Here is a 20,472-nt window from a genome sequence, read left to right on the forward strand (position 1 = left end):
TAACGGAAGGCCATCATGCCGCAGACACCGCCCAAGCTTGTCGTGCTCGATCGCGACGGGGTCATCAACCTCGACAGCGACCAGTTCATCAAGACGCCCGACGAATGGATCCCCATCGATGGCAGCCTGGAAGCGATCGCCGCGCTCAATCAGGCCGGCTATCGCGTGGTGATCGCCAGCAACCAGTCCGGCATCGGCCGCGGCCTGTTCGAGATGAGCGCGCTCAACGCCATGCACGAGAAAATGCACAAGGCGCTGGCCAATCTCGGCGGACGCGTCGACGCGGTCTTCTTCTGCCCGCATACGGCGGCGGACGGCTGCGATTGCCGCAAGCCCAAGGCCGGGATGCTTGAGCAGCTGGCCGAACGCTTTGGCGTAGAGCTCAAGGGCGTGCCGCTGGTAGGCGACTCGCTGCGCGATCTCGAGGCGGGGCTGGCGGTGGGTTGCGCCCCGCACCTGGTGCTGACCGGCAAAGGCGCCAAGACCGAGAAAAAGGGCGGCCTGCCGCCCGGCACGCTGATCCACGACGACCTGCGCGCTTTCGCGCGCTGGCTGCTCACCGGCGATGGCGCTCCGCGCCAGGCCGGTTCCTGAACCCAATTCCCGCACCGATGATTTTCCTCCGCTCCTTGCTGTTCGCGTTGTTCCTTCTGGTAGTGACGCCGCCGTATGCCTGCGCGTGCTTCATTGTCTTTCCCTTCATGAATGCCGACCGCCGCTACCGCTTCGTGCGCGGCTGGCCGCGGATGGTCACCGCCGCGGCCGCCGTGATTTGCGGCATTCGCTACCGCTACGAAGGCCGCGAGCATTTCGACGGCATGCTCGACAAGCCGGTCGTGGTGCTGTCCAAGCACCAGTCGGCGTGGGAGACGGTCGCCTACCTGGCCACGCTGCCCAAGCCGATGTGCTTCGTGTTCAAGCGCGAACTGCTGATGGTGCCCTTCTTCGGCTGGGCGCTGGGCATGCTCAAGATGGTGCATATCAACCGCAAGGAAGGCACGCGCGCCTTCGCCTCCGCCGTGCGGCAGGGCAAGGAGCGGCTGTCTGAAGGCGCCTGGATCATCATGTTCCCGGAGGGTACGCGCACGCCATCCGGCCTGGAGAAGACCCGCTACAAGAGCGGCGGCGCCCGCCTCGCGGTGGAAACGGGCGCGTGGGTGATTCCGATGGCCGTCAACTCCGGGCGGCTGTGGCCGCGCAACTCGTTCCTGAAATATCCCGGGATGATCACGGTCTCTGTCGGCGCGCCGATTTCCTCGGCCAACAAGACCGCGGACCAGGTCAACCAAGAGGTTGAGGCGTGGATCGAACGAGATATGCGTAGAATCGATGGCGAGAGCTACCGGAGCAAAACGCCCGCATGAAATTGCTGCGCCCGTCCCCCGATGCCCCCGGCTCCCAGATGGAGCTGCCGCTGTCAGACGCCCTGGCCGGCGCCGACATGGCACCGGGCATGGCACCGGGGGTTACGCCTGCGCAACCGGTCCCGCCCGCCTCGCAACCTTGGCCACAGCCGCAGCCCAATGCGCGGCGGCTGCTGGTGGGCGAACGCGGCGTGCACTACACGCTCAAGCGCTCGTCGCGCCGTACCATCGGTTTCACCGTGGACGACCGCGGCCTGTCCATCACGGCGCCGCGTTGGGTGACGCTGGCCGACATCGAGTCCGCCATCTTCGAAAAACAGCGCTGGATCTTCAACAAGCTGGGGGAATGGCAGCATCGCGAAGCCCGGCGCGTGCTGCCCACCGTGCAATGGCGCGAAGGCGCGAGCCTGCCCTTTCTGGGCAAGCCCATCACGCTGAAACTCGAATCGCCCACCGGCGTACTGGTGTTCGACGCCGACAGCCGCATTCTTCATCTTGCGCTGCCTGTGCATGCCGATGAGCAGCAGATCAAGGATCGCGTGCAAGGGTGGCTTCAGCACCAGGCCAAGCGGCTGCTGGCGCAGCGGCTCGATATCTACGCCGACAAGCTCGGCGTGCGGCACAGCGCGTTTGCGCTGACATCGGCCGCGACGCGCTGGGGCAGCTGCACCGCCGACGGCAAGATCCGGATGAACTGGCGGCTGATGCATTTTCCCTTGTCGATGATCGACTACGTGGCCGCGCATGAGCTGGCGCATCTCAAGGAGATGAACCATAGCCCCAGGTTCTGGGATACGGTGGCATCGATCTTTCCGGAATTCCGGGATGCCCGGGCGCAATTGAGGGCGCATCCGCCGGAATTGCTGCCGACGTTCTGAGCCCGGCCTCCTGGCCTGGCACTCCGCCAGGCGCGTGGCAAGGTGCCGGCCGCAACCCTGCAATGCGAGTATCAGACCCTTGATTTCAAACGGAAAAATGGCGATCAGCGCCAGCGGCATACCCGCCTTGCGCATCCCGTTTAGAATATCCGCCCCATTCAAGAAAAATCATATCTCTCCCAAAATGCGACTCCTCCATACCATGCTCCGCGTCGGCGACCTGCAACGCTCGATCGACTTCTACACCCGCATCCTCGGCATGCAACTGCTGCGCGAAAGCGACAACACCGAATACAAGTACCGCCTCGCCTTCGTCGGCTACGGCCCGGAATCCGAAACGGCCGTGCTTGAGCTGACCTATAACTACGGCGTCGACAAGTACGAAATGGGCACCGCCTACGGCCATATCGCGCTGGAGACCGACAACGCGGCGGCCACCTGCGAGCGCATCCGCGCCGCCGGCGGCAATGTCGTGCGCGAGGCCGGCCCGGTCAAGGGCGGCACCACCGTGATCGCCTTCGTCGAAGACCCGGACGGCTACAAGATCGAACTGATCGAGCGCAATTCCACGCGCGACGCCAGCCGCCCCTGAAGTGAGCGCCCAACCGCTCACCCGGCGCCCGCTCGACGGCATGGCCATCACCCTGATGGTCGTGCTCTGCCTGGCATGGGGGTTGCAGCAAGTGGTGATCAAAGTGACAGCGCCGTCGATGGGCGCGGTGCTCCAGGCTGGCGTGCGCTCAGCGGTGGCGGCCTTGCTGGTGTTCGGCTTCGCTGCCTGGCGCCGCACGCCGCTGTGGCAGCGCGATGGCACGCTGGGCGCGGGGTTGCTGGCCGGCCTGTTGTTCGGCGCAGAGTTCTTCTGCATCTTCGTTGGCCTTGGCCACACCAGCGCTTCGCGCATGGCGGTGTTCCTCTATACCGCGCCGATCTTCACCGCGCTCGGGCTGCACATGACCGTCGCCGGGGAACGGCTGCGGCGCGGGCAGTGGGTTGGCGTGGGGCTGGCCTTCTGCGGCATGGCGCTGGCTTTTGCCGATGGCATCGCCGCGCCTGCCGCGCATGGYGGCAGCACGCTGCTGGGCGATGCGCTGGGCATCCTTGCCGGATTCCTGTGGGCAGCCACCACGGTGGTGGTACGTGCCAGCCGGCTGGCATCGGCGCCGGCCAGCAAGACGCTGCTCTATCAACTGGCCGTGTCGGCGGTGATGCTGCTGGCCATGGCGCTTGCCGCCGGCCAGCACCTGCATGCGCGGGTTGACGGCCTGGTGCTGGCGAGCCTGTTCTACCAGTCGGTGCTGATAGCCTTTGCCAGCTACCTGGCGTGGTTCTGGTTGCTGCGCCAATATCTGGCTTCGCGCTTATCGGTGTTTTCGTTCCTGACGCCGCTGTTCGGTGTGGCATTCGGCGTGGTGCTGATGCACGATGCCGTGGGCATGCGGTTTGCCGTGGCGGCGGTGCTGGTGCTGGCCGGCATCGTGCTGGTCAACCGGCGGGCCTGAGCGAACGCACCCGGCTTACCGCGCAATAGACGCAAAAGATGCAAAAGAGCCGGCATGCGCCGGCTCTTTTGCTACGCCCGCGCGGATGCGCCGGGGTTAGAAGCTGAACATGCCGAGCGCCTCGCGCACTTCGTCCAGCGTCGCCTGGGTAACGACGCGGGCCTGCTCCGTGCCCTGCTTCAGGATATCGAACACGTGCTGCGGATCCTTTGCCAGTGCCTCGCGGCGCTCGCGGATCGGCGCCAGCAGTGCCTGCAGCACGCCCTCCAGCCGGCGCTTGAGCACCATATCGCCCAGTCCGCCGCGCCGATAGTGTTCCTTCAGTTCGGCCACTTCATCGACCGCCTCGTCGAACGCATCGAGGTAGGTGAACACCATATTGCCCTCGACCTGCCCCGGATCCGACACCTTGAGGTGGTTGGGATCGGTGTACATGCGCATGACCGCTTCCTTGATCTGCTCAGGCGTGGCCGCGAGCGGGATCGCATTGCCTTGCGACTTGCTCATCTTGGCCTTGCCGTCGACGCCGGGCAGGCGGCCGAAGCGCGGGATCAGCGCGGCGGCTTCGGGCAGGACCTCGCGGCCAACCTGGTGGTTGATGCGGCGCACGATCTCGTTGGTCTGCTCGATCAGCGGCGCCTGGTCCTCGCCCACCGGCACCACCTGGGCCTTGAAGCCGGTGATGTCGGCCGCTTGCGAGGCCGGGTAGCACAGGAAGCCAGCGGGAATATCGCGTCCGAAGCCGCGTGCCTGGATCTCTTCCTTGATGGTGGGATTGCGCTCCAGCCGGGCCACCGTGACGAAGTTCAGGTACATCAGGGTGAGTTCGGCCAGCGCCGGCAGGTGCGACTGCACCGTGATGGTGGTCTTGGCCGGGTCGATGCCGACCGCCAGGTAGTCGAGCGCCACCTCCAGCACGTTGCGCCGCACCTTTTCCGGATCGTGCGCGTTGTCGGTCATGGCCTGGGTGTCGGCCAGCAGCAGATATTGCTTGTGGGTGTCCTGCAGTGCCACGCGGCTCTTGAGCGAGCCAACGTAGTGGCCAAGGTGAAGCTGGCCGGTGGGGCGGTCGCCGGTGAGGATGACCTTGCGCTGGGGCGCCTGCGTTTCGCTAGTCATGGCATTTCCTTCGGTAAGAGAAGCGCCGCGGGCACCGGTCGGCGGGGGCACAGGCCTGCCGACCGGGCTGCGGCGGCTAGAGTCGGGATCGGGGGATGACGACGTGCCGCTGCCTTCAGCAGCGCCACCAATGGGGCATGGGCGCGCGCATCATCAGGGCGTGGCCTCGAGTTGCCGTGCCAGCCCAACGTATTCGGCGACGGGAACTTCCTCCGCGCGCCGGGCCAGGTCGAAGCCAAGCGCGTCGAAATCGACCTGGTCGCGCAGCATCGACAGCGTATTGCGCAGGACCTTGCGCCGCTGGGAGAAAGCCGCGGCCACCACATCGCCCAGCACCGTCAGGTTGCAGGCGGGATAAGGCGAGCGCAACAGGCCGTCGGCTTGCCGCGGCCAGGGAATCATGCGCACCACGGCGGAGTCGACCTTCGGCGGCGGATTGAACGACGCCGGCGGCACGTCGAGCACATGCTCCATGTGATAGCGCACCTGGAGCATGATCGACAGCCGCCCGAAAGCCTTGCTGCCGGGCTCGGCCACCATGCGCTCGACCACTTCCTTTTGCAGCATGAAATGCTGGTCGCGCACCTGGTCGGCGAACTCGGCCAGATGGAACAGCAGCGGGCTGGAGATGTTGTACGGCAGGTTGCCGACGATGCGCAGCGGCCTGCCGGCTTCGCACAGCTTGCCGAAATCGAAGGCCAGCGCATCGCCCGCGTGGATCACCAGGCGATCGCCGTAGCGGCGCCGCAGGCGCTCCACCAGGTCGCGGTCGAGCTCGACCACCTGCATCTGCGGCAGGCGCTCCAGCAGCGGCTGGGTCAGCGCGCCGAGACCGGGGCCGATCTCGACCAGGACATCGCCATGCTGCGGGTCGATGGCACTGACGATGCCATGGATGATGCCGTCATCGACCAGGAAGTTCTGTCCGAATCGTTTGCGGGCCACATGGCCCTGGTGTACGTTGGAACGCATAGTTGGGTCTCGCTCGGGCGTCAGCGTGTTGCCGCCAGCGGCGCGGCGCGCGGCCGGCCGTTGGCGTGGCCGGCCATGGCGATGGCGCTGCGGATCGCCTCGATCATGCTACCGTGCTCGGCCCGGCCGCTCGCGGCCAGGTCGAGCGCAGTGCCATGGTCGACCGATGTGCGGATAAAAGGCAAGCCCAGCGTGATATTCACGCCGTGGCCGAAGGTACCGTACTTGAGCGGCGCCAGGCCCTGGTCGTGGTACATCGCCAGCACGCAGTCGGCCCCGTCGAGGTGGCGGGGCTGGAACAGCGTGTCGGCGGGGTATGGGCCGCGTGCGTCGATGCCCGCGTCGACGGCGTGGGCCAGCGCGGGGATGATCACGTCGATCTCCTCATGGCCCATGTGGCCGCTTTCCCCGGCGTGGGGGTTCAGGCCTGTCACCAGGATGCGCGGGCGGACAATGCCGAAATGGCGGCGCAGGTCGGCGTCGACGATGGTCAGCGTCTCCACCAGCATGGCCACCGTCAGCGCATCGGGCACCGCGCGCAATGGCAGGTGGGTGGTGGCCAGCGCCACCCGCAGCATGGCGTTGGCATGCGCGGGCTGCGGGCCGGCCAGCATCATCACCACGCGCGGCACGCCGGCGCGTTCGGCAAGGTATTCCGTGTGGCCGGTGAAGGGCACGCCGCCATCGTTGATGGTGCTCTTCTGCACCGGCGCGGTCACCATGCCGGCATAGCGCGGCGTGCCGTGCGCGCCACCGGTGCAGCCGTCAATCGCGGCATCGAGCAAGGCCAGCACGTAGGCCCCGTTGCGCGCATCGAGCCGGCCGGCTTCGCACGGCACGTCCAGTGCGATGTCTTCGCTCACCACGCTGCCGTCCGCCAGCCTGCGCGCCCAGGCGTGCGCCGCGCCCAGCGCCGCGGCACGCGTAGCCAGCAGGCGCGCGTCGCCCAGCACGTGAAAGCGCACTTGCGGATGCTCGCCCGCAAGTTGCAGCAAGGCACCCACGGTGATGTCGGGACCGATGCCGGCGGGTTCCCCGGTGGTGATGGCTAGCGCGAGCGGCTCTGACATGGCGGCGATGTCTTCTGTTTGGCGTGTTTAGCGCTGGCGGTTGACGCGGTATTCCACGTAGGCGGCCTGGCGCAACTGGCGCTGCCAGTCTTCATAGGCCGCGCGCAGCTTCTGCTCGCGTACCTCGGCACGGGCGAAATCACGCTGCTTCTCCGGCGAAACTTCGGTCTCGCGGCGATTGACCACCAGGATCAGGTGGACACCAAACTGGCTGACCACGGGTTCAGACACTTCGCCCGGGCGCAGCCGGTTCATGGCCTGCTCGAATTCCGGCACCAGCTCGCCCGGCGATACCCAGCCGAGATCGCCACCGTTCGACGCCGATCCGTCCTGGGAGAATCGCTTGGCCGCTTCGCCAAAGTCTCCGCCGTGGGTAATGCGGTCCCGCACCGTGACCAGCTGGCGGCGCGCTTCGGCCTCCGGCATGTTGGGGCCGGTGCGGATCAGGATATGGCGTACCTGGGTCTGGGTAATCTTGTCGGCGGCGGCCGGGCTCGACGACGCCGCCGGCGCGTTGCGCTTGGCCAGCAGCTTGAGCACGTGGAAGCCGTTGGCGCTCTCGATCACTTGCGGCGCCACGCCACCGACCTGCAGGTCAAGCACGGCATTGGCGAACAGCGCCGGCAGCCGGCCGATCTCGCGGAAGCCAAGCGAGCCGCCCTTGGCGGCCTCGGGCGCATCGGATGCCTGCGCCAGCTCGGCGAAATCCGCGCCACCCTGGGCCTGCTTGAGCAGCCCTTCGGCCTTGGCGCGCAAGGCCGCCTTCTGCGCCTCCGAGGCATCGTCCGGCACGCGCACCAGGATCTGGGCCACGTTGTATTCGGTGGGGCCAGTGGCAGCAGCGGCAGTGCCCGGTGCACCATTCGCCGCGAGATAGTTGTCGATCTCGCCGTCGTAGACCTGGATCTTGGAATCCACCTCGCGCTCGCGCAGGCGGATCACCTGCACCTGCTTGCGCAACTCATCCCGGTACTTGGTCCAGGTCATCCCGGTGCGCTCGACCTGGCTGCGCAGGTCGGTCACGTTCATTTTATTCTGCTGCGCCACGGACTCGATGGCGCGGTCGACTTCCTGGTCCGTCACCTTGATGCCGGCTTCCTGCGCGGCCTGCGTCTGCACGCGCTCCATCACCAGGCGCTCCAGCACCTCGCCCAGCAGGTCGGCACGCGCCGGCACCGGCCGGTTGGCCTGGCGCAACTGCGATTCGATATCGTCGGCGCGGTCCAGCAGTTCACGCCGGGTAATCACACTGCTGTTGACGATCGCCACCACCTCGTCCACCAGTTGCGAGCGCTGGGCGCTCGTGCCGGGCTGCGATACGCCCAGGCGCGGCTGGCTGGGCGAAGCAGCGGCGCTGCCACCGGCCTGGGGCATGAAAATGCCGGTGGCCTTCTGCCCGGGAGCCTTCAGCTGCGCCGCGGCGGGCAGCGCGAAAGCGGCCAGCAGCGCGCTCAGCAAAAGGCTTTGCCAGCCGGTCAGGCGGGACGACAAGGAGGAGATCGCGGTGAATTCTTGACGTTTCATCATGGTCCGTCATTCATAGTGGTCGAGCTGGGATGGGATCACAGGCCTGGCGACGACGGGCTCATAACCCGGCACGTTCAGCCGCAGCACATCCAGCGGATTGGAGCCAATCTTGGACAACCCGCGGAACTCCACCTGGAAGAAGATGCGCCCGGTGTAGCCCTGCGTGGTGTTGCGGAAGCGCTGGTAGACGACACGTCCCACCCAGCAATCCGCCGCGTATTCGAAGCCGGCCAGCGCATCGACCAACTGGCTCGCGTTCAGGTCGAACGCTACCCGGCCAATGCCATAGGTGCGCTGGGTCACTGGCCACTGGCTCGAAATCTCGAACTGGTCAATGGCGGTATTGTCCGTCACCGAGGTCGGGCGGCGGTAGCGATAGCCGATATTCAGCGTCTTGCGCACCTCGGGCCGCCACGAGAAGGCGATATTCGAATAGATCACACGGTCGCTCGAGGGGTTGTACTGCAGCCCGGCATCGAGGTAGTAACCCTTGAACATCTGGATCGTGGTGGCGGCCAGCAGATCGGAATAACYAGTCTGGCCGGCAGGGTCGGTGCCGTTGAGCTGCACGCGCTGGCCGGTCAGGTCATAGCGCTGGGCGATGGTGCCGCGGAAGCGCTCGATCCCGCTGCTGGCTTCGATCAGGCGCGTGGTCACGCCCGCCGTCACCTTGTTGTTATCGGCGATGCGGTCATAACCGGTGAACGGGTTCTCGCTGAAAATCTGACCATAGCCAAAGTCGGACTGTACCGTATCGAACAGCGGGAACTGGCTCTGGTCGCGAAATGGCGTGTAGACATAGAACAGGCGTGGCTCAAGCGTCTGCACGTAGTTGACGCCAAACAGCCGGCTCACGCTCGGCGCGTCGCGCTCGAAGGTCATGCCCGAGTCCAGGCTCACGGTCGGCAATGTCCGGGTCAGCGTATTCGGCGCACCGGGCGTGTTGGTGGACGGCTCCATCTGGTACTGGGTGGCACTGAACGTCACCTTGGGCGTGACGAACCAGCCCGGCCGGAGGATCGGGTAGCTGATCGAGGGCTGGAAATAGACCCGCTCGCCCTGGGGCTGCTGCGTGCCGCTTGTACTCAGCGGAATGCGAAAGCGCGTGTAATCGGTATCCACCTGCACATCGAAACCGCCCAGGTCGTAGCGAATGTACTTCGCATTGAGCTGCGGCACGCGTTCGTACGAGGGCTGGCTCGGCGCCAGCGTCTGGAACTTCTGCACCCGCGCCAATACAGTCAGATCCTGCCAGTTGTAACTGACTCCGCCTTCCTGCGTGTACTGGCGCAGCGTTGCCTGCGTTACCGAGCGGGTCAGGTCGTCGGGGTACTGGTCGTCCGATACCTTGTTCAGGTTGACGTACGCGTTCAGGCCCTTGGCGATGTTCTGGTAGTGCTGGACCGAGTATGCCCAGCGGTTGGTCTTGGTCTTCTGGTCGTCCGGCAGGAATTCGCCGCGGATGCGTCCCGAATAACCCTCGCCGATATAGCGGTAATCGGAGCCCAGCTGCACCCCGCGGGAAGTCAACACACGCGGGAATATTGTCAGGTCGCGGTTGGGCGCGATATTGAAGTAGTACGGAACCGTGAGGTCCGCGCCGGACTTGGAGCCATATCCGAACAGCGGCGGAAGCACGCCGCTGCGGCGCTCGCTGTTCAAGGGGAAACTGAACACCGGCGCCCCCATGATCGGCACGTCGAAGAAGCGCAGCACGCCGCCGTAGGCGGTGCCGACCTGGCGGTCGCTGTCGATATCCAGCTCGCGGGCACTGAAATACCAGTCCGCATTGTCGGGCGAACAGGTCGTATAGGTGGCGCGTTTGATCGTGCTGAGGTTCTTGTCGATGAAATCGATGCGCTCGGCCTTGCCCGAGCCGCCGGTTTCCTGGAAATAGTAGTCCGGCGACAGCATGTAGCCTTCGTTGGCCTCCACCTTCAGCCGGGCTTCCGGCCCGACCGCGAGCGAGCCGTCGCGCGAAATACGGGCGTTGCCGTGGACGAAAGCCTCGTCGCTGTCCTGGTCGTAAGTGAGCTTGTCGCCCTTGACCACGCCGCCCGCGCGGCGCAGCTCCGCGTTGCCTTCGAGTTCCACGCCGCGCTGGTTATAGCCGGTCATGCGGTCGCCCGAGGCAAAGGTGGGCGGATTGTCGTCCGGCTCGGCGGGCCTGGTCTTGGCGTTGCCCGGTTCGGCCAGGCGTGGCACCAGCTCGCCGGGTACCGGCGGGGTCTCGGGCACCTGTTCGGCGGCGGGCTCGGCCACCGGCAGGTCGGGGATGGCGGAACTCACGGCCTGCGCGTGAACGCCCACCGACCAGCCGGCCATGGCCAACACGAGCGGGCGCAATGCGCTTCCGGGGCGTCGCGCCAATGTCTTGCTTGCCTTCTGGTTCGGTGATCGTCGTTGTTCGGTCATGCGAGCGGGTCATGAGTCAGAGCGGCGGCGGCGGCACAGCAGCCGCCAGCCGCCGCCGGAGCAGGCTGTCGGGCCATGGACGGCCCGCCTGGGAGCCGCCCCGGGGCCCGGGTCTGGTCGGGTATTATACGGGGCATCCTATTCTCCCTTTCCGGCATGGCAGCTCATCCACTCGACCCGCGTCTCGACCAGCTCAAAGTCTGGGTGTCCGGACTCGGTCCATCCTGGCCCGTCAACCCCGATTCCTGCACCCCGGCATCCGCCGATGCCAGCTTCCGGCGTTACTTCCGTGCCACCACCAGCCACCCGGAATATCCCACCGTCATCGTGATGGATGCGCCGCCCGCGCAGGAGGACTGCCGCCCCTTCATCCATGTGGCGGAATTGTTCGGCGCAGCCGGCGTGACCGTGCCCAGGGTACTGGCGCAGGATCTAGAGCAAGGATTCCTGCTGCTGAGCGACCTCGGAAACACCACTTACCTGTCCCGCCTGGACGCTGGCAGCGCGCGCCAGTTGTATGACGATGCATCCGCTTCGCTGGTGAAAATCCAGCTCGCGACCCGGCCCGGCGCCCTGCCCGCCTACGACCGCGCGCTGCTGCAGCGCGAACTCGACCTGTTCCCGCAGTGGTATGTAGCACGGCACCTCGGCGTCACGCTGACGCCCGACCAGGAAGCCGGCCTGGCCGAAGTGATGCAGACGCTCCTGGCCAACAACCTGGCGCAGCCGCAGGTTTATGTCCACCGCGACTATCACTCGCGCAACCTGATGGTGCTGGACGGCGGGGCCAACCCCGGCATCCTGGATTTCCAGGACGCGGTGATCGGCCCCATCACCTACGACGCGGTCTCGCTGTGGCGCGATGCCTACATCGAATGGGACGAGCAGGAGCAGCTCGACTGGCTGATCCGCTACTGGGAACGCGCGCGCAAGGCCGGGCTGCCGGTGGCCGCCGATTTTGGCGAGTTCTACCGGGATTTCGAGTGGATGGGCCTGCAGCGCCACCTCAAGATACTCGGCATTTTTGCCCGCCTGTACCACCGCGACGGCAAGGACGGCTACCTGGCCAACCTGCCGCTGGTGCTGAAGTACGCCCGCCAGGTGGCCGGCCGCTACATCGAACTGCGCAAGCTGGTACGCCTGTTCGACGCGCTCGACGGCGTCGAGCGACCTGTCGGCTATACGTTCTGATATCCCGCAGTGACGCATGTGACGCTCATCACGCCCGGTAGCGAACCTCCGCCGCCCCTCACCCGCCGGGGCGAATGGTGGGCGGGCGTGCGCGCGCTGGCGCCCATGCTGCTCGGCGTGGCGCCGTTCGGCCTGATTTATGGCGTGCTGGCAGTCAACGCCGGCATGCCCGCATGGCTGGCCTGCGCCATGAGCGCGATCGTATTCGGCGGCGCCTCGCAGATGATCCTGACGCAGTTGTGGGCGGCGGGCACGCCGGCCGTGCTGATCGCCGTGACCGTGGCCATGGTCAACCTGCGTCATGCGTTGTACTCGGCCACCCTGGCTCCCGCGCTGGCGCACTTGCCGGGCCGCTGGAAGGCGCTGATCGCCTACCTGCTGACCGACGAGGCTTTCGCCGCCATGACGCGGCGCCTGTCCGACGACGACGCGCACAAGCGCTACCGCCACTGGTTCTTCTTTGGCGCGGGTTTCGCGCTGTGGGCCAGCTGGCAGGTCTCGACGCTGGCGGGCGTGCTGGTCGGCGCCCAGGTTCCGCGCGACTGGCCGCTCGATTTCTTCCTGCCGCTCACCTTTATCGCCATCATCGTGCCGGGCATCAAGCACCGCTCCCACGCCGCCGCGGCGCTGGTGGCGACGGCGCTGGCCGTGGCCTGTTTCGGCATGCCGCACAAACTTGGCCTGATGGTGGCGGCACTCGGAGGCATTGCCGCCGGCATGCTGCTGCTGGGCAAGGGCCGCGGGCAGCCCAAGCCGGCCTCCACGGAGCCCGCCGCGTGAGCGAGATGACCTTGTTGCTGGTGTTCATCGGCGCCGGCCTCGCCACTTTCCTGATCCGCCTGTCGTTCATCGCCGTGGAAGGCCGGGTGCGGCTGCCGTCGTGGTTCCGCACCGCGCTGCAGTTCGTGCCGGCCGCCATGCTGTCCGCGCTGATTGCGCCCGACCTGCTGATGCGCGGCGGCCAGGTCGATATCGGCCCCGGCAACGCGCGCCTGGTGGCCGGCCTGGTGGCCATCGTCATTGCAGCGAAAACACGCAGCATCGGCTGGACCATCGCCGGCGGCATGGCCACCCTGATCGCGATGACGTACCTGCTGAACCACGCGCTGAAATAAGCGCCGGAGACCGTGCATTGAAAGCCATGATTTTTGCAGCCGGGCGCGGTGAGCGCATGCGCCCGCTCACCGATACCTGCCCCAAGCCGCTGCTGGCGGTCGGCGGCAAGCCGCTGATCGCCTGGAAGATCGAGGCGCTGGCGCGTGCCGGCTTCAAGGACATCGTGATCAATCACGCCTGGCTTGGCGGGCAGATCGAACAAGCGCTCGGCGACGGCAGCCGGTTCGGCGTGCGCCTGGCGTACTCGGCCGAGTCCAGCGCGCTGGAAACCGCCGGCGGCATTGCCCAGGCGCTGCCGCTGCTGTCGGCCGCGCCCGCGCGCGGGGAGATCTTCCTGGCCGTATCCGGCGACATCTTCACCGACTTCGACTTCCGCGCCCTGCTGCCCCGCGCGCTTGCCATGGCCGGCGCGCCCGAGCCACGCATGCACCTGGTGATGGTGCCCAATCCGCCGTTCCATCCGGGCGGCGATTTCGCGCTGGGTGCGGATGGCGTGCTGTTGCCCGCGCCAACGCCGGCAGCTCCGGCCCTGACCTTCGGCAATATCGGCCTGTACGACACCAGGCTGTTCATCGCCATCGAGCCGGGGCAGAAAGTTGCCATGACGCCCTATTACCGCGCGGCGGTGGCCGCCGGCCTGGCCAGCGGGGAGCGCTTCGATGGCATCTGGGAAAACGTCGGCACGCCGGCCCAGCTGGCGGCCCTGGATGCCCAGGTACAAGCCCGGCGCGGCGCGGCCGCCGCGCCCCTGCACTGAGCGGCCTGCCAGGCCAAGTACCGCCGCCGGCAATCCGGCGGCGGTAGAATCTGCCCTATTCCCCATCCACGTGGCCCCACACATGTCCGCACCCGACTCCGCCCTCCTTCTCGCCTGTCGCGACCGGCGCGCCCGCGTGCTGCAGCAACTGCGCGCCGCCGGCGGCGGCGTGGCGATCCTGCCCACCGCGCCGGAAGCCATGCGCAACCGCGACAGCGACTACCCCTATCGCCACGACAGCTATTTCTATTACCTGACCGGCTTCACCGAGCCCGAGGCGGTGCTGGTGCTGGTGGCACAGGCATCCGGCGCCGAGCGCAGCATCCTGTTCTGCCGCCCCAAGCACGAGGAGCGCGAGATCTGGGACGGCTTCCGCTATGGCCCGGAAGGCGCGCAGGCCGCCTTCGGCTTCGACGAAGCCCATTCGGTCGAGGAGATCGATGCGCTGCTGCCGCCGCTGCTGGCCAACCACGCTGTGGTGGCTTACCCGCTGGCCTCCAACACCCGCACCGACATGCAGGTACGCCGCTGGCTGGAAACGGTACGCATGCAAGGACGCGCCGGCGTAACGGCGCCGTCGGCGGCATTCGACATCCGCACCATCCTCGACGAGATGCGCCTGTTCAAGGACGCTGGCGAGATAGCCACCATGCGCCGCGCCGCCGAGATCTCGGCACAGGCCCATGTGCGCGCCATGCGCACGTCGCGCCAGGGGCTGCGCGAGTACCACTTGGAAGCCGAGTTGTTGTATGAGTTCCGCCGCCAYGGCGCGCAGAGCGTCGCCTACAACTCGATCGTCGCCGCCGGACCCAATGCCTGCGTGCTGCACTACCGCGCCGGCCCTGCGGAACTGCGCGACGGCGAACTGTGCCTGATCGACGCGGGCTGCGAGCTCGATGGCTACGCCTCCGACATCACCCGCACCTTCCCCGTCTCCGGCCGCTTCTCGCCGGCCCAGCGCGAGCTGTACGACCTGGTGGTGGCCGCGCAGGAAGCCGCCATTGCCGAGACCCGCGCCGGCGTGCCCTACAACGTGCCGCACGACGCCGCCACGCGCGTGCTGGCGCAGGGCATGCTCGATACCGGCCTGCTCGACCGCGACCGCTGCGGCAGCATCGACGATGTGCTGGCCAACGGCAGCTACCGCCAGTTCTACATGCACCGCACTGGCCACTGGCTCGGCATGGACGTGCATGACGTGGGCGAGTACCGCGTGCCCGGCGCCGCGCCGGCAGAGGGCGAGCGCCCCTGGCGTCCGCTGCAGCCCGGCATGGTGCTGACGGTGGAGCCCGGCATTTACGTGCGCCCGGCACCGGATGTGCCGGAGCGCTTCTGGCATATCGGCATCCGCATCGAGGACGATGCCGTGGTGACCCATGGCGCCTGCGAGCTGATGACGCGCGGCGCCCCGGTCAAGGCTGACGAAATTGAAGCGCTGATGCGCGACGCGGGAGGTGCACGATGATTGGCTGGCTACGCAAGGTACTTCCGGTAGGCAATCGCGTGGAAACCAGCCGCGCGCCCTCCTACGATCCCGCGCAACCGTTCGTGGTCAATCTCTACGATGACCGCGTGGTGGTGCATCGACCCGACGGCCAGCGCGAAGAGCTTGAGTGGGACGCGATCGAACGCGTGGTGGTGCGGGTCTCGAACCGTGAACCGTGGGCTGGCCCCGCCTGGCTGATCCTGGTCGGCGACCCGGCCGCCGACGGCACGCCCCGGGGCTGCGTGGTGCCGCTCAACGCGGTCAATCACGCGGCGCTGGTGGAACGCCTGCAGGCCTTCCCCGGTTTCAGCCAGCAGAAGCTGGACAACGCCTTGCGCGATGCCGCGGCGGGCAAGCACCGCACGGATGCCAACTGCTGGAAGCGGGGCGCGCAGGCCGTGGAGGCCAGCTCGGACAACGTGGGCAACGACAGTCACCCGGCCGCCCAACCTGACGACAGCGCGCATGAGTCCGGCAAGCACTGAACGCGCCCCCGGCGCGGCCTTCCCGGATATCGCCATCGTCGGCGCAGGGCCGGTAGGCCTCGCGCTGGCATGCCTGCTGCTGCGCAGGAGCCCGTGGCGCCTGACGCTGATCGACGCCGCCACCCCGGCGCGCGCGGCGCGCGACCCGCGTGCCATTGCGCTGTCCTACGGCAGCCGCCAGTTGCTGGAGCAGATCGGCGCCTGGCCCCGGGCGGTCACGCCGATCGAGCATATCCACGTGTCGCAACGCGGGCGCTTTGGCCACGTCAAGCTGCACCGCGACGACTACGATGTTCCCGCGCTCGGTTACGTGGTGCGCTACGGCGATCTGTGCGAATCACTTGAACGCGCGCTGGGCCAGGCGATCCATGCCGCCCCCGGCACCGACGGCGAGCGCCTGGCGCGAGCCTACGACACGCGCATCGATCGCCTGGAGCAGCGCGCCCCGCAAGCCGGCGCGGACCGCATTGCAGACGAAAGCGTCGGGCTGGTACACCTGAGCGGCCATACGCATGACCGCCAGCCCGTCGTCTTTAACGCGCGCCTGGCTGTGCAAGCCGAAGGCGGGCTGTTCCATCAGCAGTCCACCCGCGGCGTCCAGGGTCAAAAATACCGGCGCGACTATGGCCAGACCGCGATCGTTGCCCATGTGGCGTGCTCGCGCCCGCAGCCGGGCTGGGCCTGGGAACGCTTCACCGAGGAAGGGCCACTGGCCCTGCTGCCACACGAGGAGCACGGCACGCCCGGCTACGCCCTGGTCTGGTGCTGTCCGCCGGAGCGGGCGGCGCACCGCCTGGCATTGCCCGAAGCCGAGTTCCTCGCCGAGCTGGAGCAAGCCTTCGGCCCGCGCATGGGCCGCTTCACCGGCATCGGCAAGCGGCACGCCTTCCCGCTCGGACTGAATGCCGCACCAGTCACCGTGCAGGGCCGCATCGTCGCGGTCGGCAATGCGGCGCAGACACTCCATCCCGTCGCCGGCCAGGGCCTCAACCTGGGCCTGCGCGACGCATTTGCCCTGGCTGGCGCCCTGCGCACCGGCTGCGGACCGCAGGCCTTGCTGGCGTTTGCGGCGCAACAAAAGCGGGATCGCGCCATCACCATCGGCGTAACCGACCTGCTGCCCCGCGTGTTCGGCGTCTCCTACCCGCTCGCCGCCCACGCGCGCGGCGCGTCGCTGGCGGCGCTTGCCTGCCTGGGCCCGCTCAAGGACGCGCTGGCGCGCCAGATGATGTACGGCACGCGCCGCTAGCGGCGGCGCCGGCACCCTCGCCTGCCACCCGGACCGGAGCAATATTTGCTCAAATCTTGAGCAACCCGGGCCGTTTGGCGGTAAAATCCTGCCCTCGCACATGCCCACTGAATGACGCCGAGCAACGTTTCGGCAGGGTATGCCATTTTCATTTTTGTCTCGTTGCGGGCCGCCTGGCGGCCCTCGCCAGTCTTATATCGTGCAAATCGGACCGCACCAACTCCGCAACAACCTGTTCGTCGCGCCCATGGCCGGTGTGACGGACCGGCCCTTCCGCCAGCTGTGCAAGCAGCTCGGCGCGGGCTATGCGGTGTCCGAGATGGTCGCCTCCAACGCACAGCTCTGGAAGAGCGAGAAGACCATGCGCCGCGCCAACCACACCGGCGAAGTCGAGCCGATCTCGGTCCAGATCGCGGGTGCGGAGCCCGCCATGATGGCCGAGGCGGCGCGCTATAACGTGGATCGCGGCGCGCAGATCATCGACATCAACATGGGCTGCCCGGCGAAGAAGGTGTGCAATGTCGCCGCCGGCTCGGCGCTGCTGCAGAACGAGCCGCTGGTGGTTCGCATCGTCGAGGCGGTGGTCGCCGCGGTTGGCGACCGCGTGCCCGTCACGCTCAAGATCCGCACCGGCTGGGACCGCCAGAACCGCAATGCGCTGCGCGTGGCCCGCATGGTCGAGGATGCCGGCATCAGCATGCTCACCGTGCACGGCCGCACGCGCGCCGATCTGTACAAGGGGGAAGCCGAGTACGAGACCATTGCCGCGGTCAAGGCAGCGGTCTCGATTCCCGTGGTCGCCAATGGCGATGTCACCTCGCCGCAAAAAGCCAAGCATGTGCTCGCCGTGACGGGCGCCGATGCCATCATGATCGGCCGCGCGGCGCAGGGCCGGCCCTGGCTGTTCCGCGAGATCGAGCACTACCTCGCCACCGGCGAGCTGCTGCCGCAGCCGGAAGTCGCCGAAATCCGCGCCATCATGAACGCGCATCTGGAAGATCACTACGACTTCTACGGCGAGTTCACCGGCGTGCGCACCGCGCGCAAGCACATTGCCTGGTACACGCGCGGCCTGGCCGGCGCCAACCTGTTCCGCCACCGCATGAACACGCTGGACAGCACCACGGCCCAGCTGGCCGCGGTCAACGCCTTCTTCGACGAGCAGGCGCAGCTGTCCGAGCGCCTGGTCTACGTGGAGGAAGGCGCGGACGACGCCGACGAAGAGAAACGCAACGAGTCGAACAACAACAATAACGGGGAGTTGCTTGCCGCATGAGCCGCAACGCTATCGACCARTGCATCCGGGACAGCCTGGRTRCCTACTTTCGCGACCTGGACGGCGAAGAGCCGTCSAAYATGTACAACATGGTGCTCGAAGCCGTGGAACGGCCGCTGCTTGAAGCAGTGATGGCGCGCGCCGAGCGCAACCAGTCGCTCGCTGCCGCCTACCTGGGCATCAATCGCAATACGCTGCGCAAGAAGTTGCAGCAGCACGGTTTACTTTGAAGTGTTCCCCACAGCCATGATCAAGCAAGCCCTCCTCTCCGTATCCGACAAGACCGGCATCGTCGAATTTGCCCGCGAGCTCAACACGCTCGGCGTCACGCTGCTCTCCACCGGCGGCACCGCCAAGCTGCTCGCCGAAGCCGGCCTGCCGGTCACGGAAGTGGCCGACTACACCGGTTTCCCCGAAATGCTCGACGGCCGCGTCAAGACCCTGCACCCGAAGGTGCATGGCGGCATCCTGGCCCGCCGCGACCTGCCCGAGCACATGGCCGCGCTGGCCGAGCACAACATCCCCACCATCGACCTGCTGGTGGTCAACCTGTACCCGTTCCAGCAGACCGTGGCCAAGGATGACTGCACGCTGCCGGACGCCATCGAGAACATCGACATCGGCGGCCCCACCATGCTGCGCTCGGCTGCCAAGAACCACCGCGACGTCACCGTCGTGGTGGACCCGGCCGACTACGCGCCGGTGCTGGCCGAAATGCGCGCCAACGCCAACAGCGTCGGCTACGAGACCAATTTCCGCCTGGCCACCAAGGTGTTCGCCCACACCGCGCAGTATGACGGTGCAATCACCAACTACCTGACCAGCCTCGGCGCGGACAAGTCGCACCAGACTCGCAGCGCCTACCCGCAGACGCTCAACCTGGCCTTCGAAAAGGTGCAGGAAATGCGCTACGGCGAGAACCCGCACCAGTCGGCCGCGTTCTACCGCGACCTGAAGGCACCCGAAGGCGCGCTGGCCAACTACAAGCAGCTGCAGGGCAAGGAACTGTCCTACAACAACATCGCCGACGCCGACGCCGCGTGGGAATGCGTCAAGTCCTTCGGCCCCGCCAACGGCGCCGCCTGCGTGATCATCAAGCACGCCAACCCGTGCGGCGTGGCGGTAGGCGCCAACGCGCTGGAAGCCTATGAAAAGGCTTTCAAGACCGACTCGACCTCGGCCTTCGGCGGCATCATCGCCTTCAATGCCGAACTCGACGAAGCCGCCGCGCAGATCGTGGCCAAGCAATTCGTCGAAGTGCTGATCGCCCCGTCCTTCACCGCCGGCGCGCGCGCGGTGTTCACCGCCAAGCAGAACGTGCGCCTGCTGGAAATCCCGCTGGGCGCGGGCCTCAACCCGTTTGACTTCAAGCGCGTCGGCGGCGGCCTGCTGGTGCAGAGCCCGGACGCCCGGAACGTGCAACAGGACGAACTGCGCGTGGTGACCAAGCGCCAGCCGACCCCGAAGGAAATGGCCGACCTGATGTTTGCATGGCGCGTGGCCAAGTTCGTCAAGTCGAACGCCATCGTGTTCTGTGGCGGCGGGATGACGCTGGGCGTTGGCGCCGGCCAGATGAGCCGGGTCGATTCGGCACGGATCGCCAGCATCAAGGCACAGAATGCAGGGCTGACGCTGACGGGTTCGGCGGTGGCTTCGGATGCGTTCTTCCCGTTCCGCGACGGCCTGGATGTGGTGGTGGACGCAGGTGCCACCTGCGTGATCCAGCCGGGCGGCTCCATGCGCGATGACGAAGTGATCGCCGCCGCGGACGAGCGCGGCGTGGCGATGGTGCTGACCGGCGTCCGCCACTTCCGGCATTGAGGTCCGGGCCTGGTCCGGGCGATTGTCACGGGCTGGGCAAACAACCCATCGTGGCATAGCAAGCGCCCGCCCTCTCCCGCAAGCGGGAGAGGGCGCCAACCAGCACAAAGAAACAGCGATATCGCCCGATCAAAATTCGGTGTAGCCGTGTGGAGCGCCCCAGGGGCGGGCCACACCAGCCCGCGATGCGAAGCGAGCCGTCAAGGTGTACCAGGCCGTATGGGGCGCCTTCTTTGCCTACTTT

20 protein-coding genes are annotated in these 20,472 nt (G+C 67.0%); 15 read left to right on the top strand and 5 right to left on the bottom strand.

Features of this window, described 5'->3' with window-relative positions; all coding sequences use genetic code 11:
• Positions 1-15 precede the first annotated feature (15 nt).
• From gmhB to AC1DT6_RS28960, 5 genes are all read left to right on the top strand, one after another.
• Entirely contained in the window at positions 16-594 is a 579-nt protein-coding gene (gene gmhB, locus AC1DT6_RS28940; protein WP_441629111.1) for a D-glycero-beta-D-manno-heptose 1,7-bisphosphate 7-phosphatase, read from the top strand.
• Between the two features lie 17 nt (positions 595-611).
• Positions 612-1,364: a lysophospholipid acyltransferase family protein gene (locus AC1DT6_RS28945; protein WP_441629113.1), complete on the top strand. Its 753-nt coding sequence runs from the start codon at positions 612-614 to the stop codon at positions 1,362-1,364.
• Positions 1,361-2,242, top strand: coding sequence for a M48 family metallopeptidase (locus AC1DT6_RS28950; protein WP_477103872.1), 882 nt, complete (start codon positions 1,361-1,363; stop codon positions 2,240-2,242). The genes AC1DT6_RS28945 and AC1DT6_RS28950 overlap by 4 nt, the downstream gene beginning before the upstream one ends.
• 184 nt (positions 2,243-2,426) lie before the next feature.
• Positions 2,427-2,834 (top strand): lactoylglutathione lyase, encoded by a 408-nt coding sequence (gene gloA / locus AC1DT6_RS28955; RefSeq protein ID WP_035868018.1) that lies wholly within the window; start codon positions 2,427-2,429, stop codon positions 2,832-2,834.
• A gap of 40 nt (positions 2,835-2,874) precedes the next feature.
• Positions 2,875-3,744 (top strand): DMT family transporter, encoded by an 870-nt coding sequence (locus AC1DT6_RS28960; RefSeq protein WP_441629203.1) that lies wholly within the window; start codon positions 2,875-2,877, stop codon positions 3,742-3,744.
• 96 nt (positions 3,745-3,840) lie between these two features.
• Here AC1DT6_RS28960 and trpS read toward each other — a convergent pair whose 3' ends face one another.
• The 5 genes from trpS to AC1DT6_RS28985 form a co-directional block, all read right to left on the bottom strand.
• Entirely contained in the window at positions 3,841-4,863 is a 1,023-nt protein-coding gene (gene trpS / locus AC1DT6_RS28965; protein ID WP_441629117.1) for a tryptophan--tRNA ligase, read from the bottom strand.
• A 153-nt stretch (positions 4,864-5,016) separates the two neighbouring features.
• Positions 5,017-5,835: a 16S rRNA (adenine(1518)-N(6)/adenine(1519)-N(6))-dimethyltransferase RsmA gene (gene rsmA, locus AC1DT6_RS28970; RefSeq protein ID WP_441629119.1), complete on the bottom strand. Its 819-nt coding sequence runs from the start codon at positions 5,833-5,835 to the stop codon at positions 5,017-5,019.
• Positions 5,836-5,855: 20 nt separating this feature from the next.
• Positions 5,856-6,905: a 4-hydroxythreonine-4-phosphate dehydrogenase PdxA gene (pdxA, locus tag AC1DT6_RS28975; RefSeq protein WP_477103873.1), complete on the bottom strand. Its 1,050-nt coding sequence runs from the start codon at positions 6,903-6,905 to the stop codon at positions 5,856-5,858.
• A 27-nt stretch (positions 6,906-6,932) separates the two neighbouring features.
• Positions 6,933-8,429 (bottom strand): peptidylprolyl isomerase, encoded by a 1,497-nt coding sequence (locus AC1DT6_RS28980; RefSeq protein WP_477103883.1) that lies wholly within the window; start codon positions 8,427-8,429, stop codon positions 6,933-6,935.
• A gap of 9 nt (positions 8,430-8,438) precedes the next feature.
• A complete protein-coding gene (locus AC1DT6_RS28985) occupies positions 8,439-10,847 on the bottom strand; it encodes an LPS-assembly protein LptD (protein WP_477115147.1) in 2,409 nt (802 codons plus the stop codon).
• A 156-nt stretch (positions 10,848-11,003) separates the two neighbouring features.
• Between AC1DT6_RS28985 and AC1DT6_RS28990 the strand changes: the two genes are divergently transcribed.
• The 10 genes from AC1DT6_RS28990 (at position 11,004) to purH (ending at position 20,228) form a co-directional block, all read left to right on the top strand.
• Entirely contained in the window at positions 11,004-12,038 is a 1,035-nt protein-coding gene (locus AC1DT6_RS28990) for an aminoglycoside phosphotransferase family protein (RefSeq protein ID WP_441629125.1), read from the top strand.
• Between the two features lie 105 nt (positions 12,039-12,143).
• Positions 12,144-12,818, top strand: coding sequence for an AzlC family ABC transporter permease (locus tag AC1DT6_RS28995; protein ID WP_276289810.1), 675 nt, complete (start codon positions 12,144-12,146; stop codon positions 12,816-12,818).
• The gene (locus AC1DT6_RS29000; RefSeq protein ID WP_441629127.1) at positions 12,815-13,153 is read left to right on the top strand and encodes an AzlD domain-containing protein; all 339 of its coding nucleotides are present in this window, start codon (positions 12,815-12,817) and stop codon (positions 13,151-13,153) included. The genes AC1DT6_RS28995 and AC1DT6_RS29000 overlap by 4 nt, the downstream gene beginning before the upstream one ends.
• 17 nt (positions 13,154-13,170) lie before the next feature.
• Positions 13,171-13,911, top strand: coding sequence for an N-acetylmuramate alpha-1-phosphate uridylyltransferase MurU (murU, locus tag AC1DT6_RS29005; protein WP_477103874.1), 741 nt, complete (start codon positions 13,171-13,173; stop codon positions 13,909-13,911).
• An 82-nt stretch (positions 13,912-13,993) separates the two neighbouring features.
• Positions 13,994-15,376 (top strand): aminopeptidase P N-terminal domain-containing protein, encoded by a 1,383-nt coding sequence (locus tag AC1DT6_RS29010; RefSeq protein WP_477103875.1) that lies wholly within the window; start codon positions 13,994-13,996, stop codon positions 15,374-15,376.
• Positions 15,373-15,882 carry a hypothetical protein gene (locus AC1DT6_RS29015; RefSeq protein WP_441629133.1) on the top strand — a complete coding sequence of 170 codons (510 nt, stop codon included), beginning with the start codon at positions 15,373-15,375 and terminating at the stop codon, positions 15,880-15,882. The genes AC1DT6_RS29010 and AC1DT6_RS29015 overlap by 4 nt, the downstream gene beginning before the upstream one ends.
• Positions 15,863-17,131 carry a UbiH/UbiF/VisC/COQ6 family ubiquinone biosynthesis hydroxylase gene (locus tag AC1DT6_RS29020; RefSeq protein WP_441629135.1) on the top strand — a complete coding sequence of 423 codons (1,269 nt, stop codon included), beginning with the start codon at positions 15,863-15,865 and terminating at the stop codon, positions 17,129-17,131. The genes AC1DT6_RS29015 and AC1DT6_RS29020 overlap by 20 nt, the downstream gene beginning before the upstream one ends.
• Before the next feature lie 199 nt (positions 17,132-17,330).
• Positions 17,331-18,407, top strand: coding sequence for a tRNA dihydrouridine synthase DusB (gene dusB, locus AC1DT6_RS29025; protein ID WP_035867993.1), 1,077 nt, complete (start codon positions 17,331-17,333; stop codon positions 18,405-18,407).
• Positions 18,404-18,637: a Fis family transcriptional regulator gene (locus AC1DT6_RS29030; RefSeq protein WP_477115148.1), complete on the top strand. Its 234-nt coding sequence runs from the start codon at positions 18,404-18,406 to the stop codon at positions 18,635-18,637. Before dusB ends, AC1DT6_RS29030 begins: the two co-directional genes overlap by 4 nt.
• A gap of 16 nt (positions 18,638-18,653) precedes the next feature.
• Entirely contained in the window at positions 18,654-20,228 is a 1,575-nt protein-coding gene (gene purH, locus AC1DT6_RS29035) for a bifunctional phosphoribosylaminoimidazolecarboxamide formyltransferase/IMP cyclohydrolase (RefSeq protein ID WP_477103876.1), read from the top strand.
• Positions 20,229-20,472: the final 244 nt, after the last annotated feature.

The sequence above is a fragment of the Cupriavidus sp. 01L45 genome (assembly GCF_056399885.1).

What these genes read in the sequence shown, in the direction of transcription:
- gmhB (WP_441629111.1), top strand. Translation starts at nt 16, where the DNA reads ATGCCGCAGACACCGCCCAAGCTTGTCGTGCTCGATCGCGACGGGGTC.
- AC1DT6_RS28945 (WP_441629113.1), top strand. Translation starts at nt 612, where the DNA reads ATGATTTTCCTCCGCTCCTTGCTGTTCGCGTTGTTCCTTCTGGTAGTG.
- AC1DT6_RS28950 (WP_477103872.1), top strand. Translation starts at nt 1,361, where the DNA reads ATGAAATTGCTGCGCCCGTCCCCCGATGCCCCCGGCTCCCAGATGGAG.
- gloA (WP_035868018.1), top strand. Translation starts at nt 2,427, where the DNA reads ATGCGACTCCTCCATACCATGCTCCGCGTCGGCGACCTGCAACGCTCG.
- trpS (WP_441629117.1), bottom strand. Translation starts at nt 4,863, where the DNA reads ATGACTAGCGAAACGCAGGCGCCCCAGCGCAAGGTCATCCTCACCGGC.
- rsmA (WP_441629119.1), bottom strand. Translation starts at nt 5,835, where the DNA reads ATGCGTTCCAACGTACACCAGGGCCATGTGGCCCGCAAACGATTCGGA.
- pdxA (WP_477103873.1), bottom strand. Translation starts at nt 6,905, where the DNA reads ATGTCAGAGCCGCTCGCGCTAGCCATCACCACCGGGGAACCCGCCGGC.
- AC1DT6_RS28980 (WP_477103883.1), bottom strand. Translation starts at nt 8,429, where the DNA reads ATGAAACGTCAAGAATTCACCGCGATCTCCTCCTTGTCGTCCCGCCTG.
- AC1DT6_RS28990 (WP_441629125.1), top strand. Translation starts at nt 11,004, where the DNA reads ATGGCAGCTCATCCACTCGACCCGCGTCTCGACCAGCTCAAAGTCTGG.
- AC1DT6_RS28995 (WP_276289810.1), top strand. Translation starts at nt 12,144, where the DNA reads ATGCTGCTCGGCGTGGCGCCGTTCGGCCTGATTTATGGCGTGCTGGCA.
- AC1DT6_RS29015 (WP_441629133.1), top strand. Translation starts at nt 15,373, where the DNA reads ATGATTGGCTGGCTACGCAAGGTACTTCCGGTAGGCAATCGCGTGGAA.
- AC1DT6_RS29020 (WP_441629135.1), top strand. Translation starts at nt 15,863, where the DNA reads ATGAGTCCGGCAAGCACTGAACGCGCCCCCGGCGCGGCCTTCCCGGAT.
- purH (WP_477103876.1), top strand. Translation starts at nt 18,654, where the DNA reads ATGATCAAGCAAGCCCTCCTCTCCGTATCCGACAAGACCGGCATCGTC.